Origin of the sequence: Anoxybacillus sp. EFIL (assembly GCF_013096955.1) — a bacterium.
GTDB classification, from domain to species: domain Bacteria; phylum Bacillota; class Bacilli; order Bacillales; family Anoxybacillaceae; genus Anoxybacillus; species Anoxybacillus ayderensis.
Map to the genome: position 1 here is coordinate 1 of NZ_SDLH01000124.1, position 392 is coordinate 392.

Annotated in this window: 1 protein-coding gene; it reads right to left on the bottom strand. The window is 37.5% G+C overall.

Going from position 1 to position 392, the window contains the following annotated elements:
• On the bottom strand, nucleotides 1–207 hold a 207-nt coding region (locus tag ES017_RS15820; RefSeq protein WP_216367611.1), incomplete at its 3' end, for a hypothetical protein.
• Between the last annotated feature and the right edge of the window lie 185 nt (nucleotides 208–392).

The following is a 392-nucleotide window of genomic DNA, read 5'->3' on the forward strand; positions in this document are numbered from 1 at the left end:
ATTGACGGTTGATAGGAATTCAATCTTCTCTTGTAGATTCCCATCTTCTGGATCTGTGGCTGAAAAATAGGTCGACAGATCAATGGTTTCATGAATCGAAACCTCTACATTGCTAGAAATAGCTTGAATTTTAGGTCTGCCATTTACTTGAACAATAATCGTTGCAGTATCTGAATAACCAAATTTATTTACCGCATGAATAGTCATGGTATTGGTTCCCAAACTGAACGTGTTATTCTCAATCGTCACACTCGGTGATTGAGTCTAAGAGTCAAAAACAGAGTAATAGTAACTGTTAACAAACGAAGCAGCTGCGTCCAATTCGAAATAGGATTTGTTCACAACAATTTTTGGTGTTGATTCAACTGGTAAGATAGGAACTAGTTCCGGAC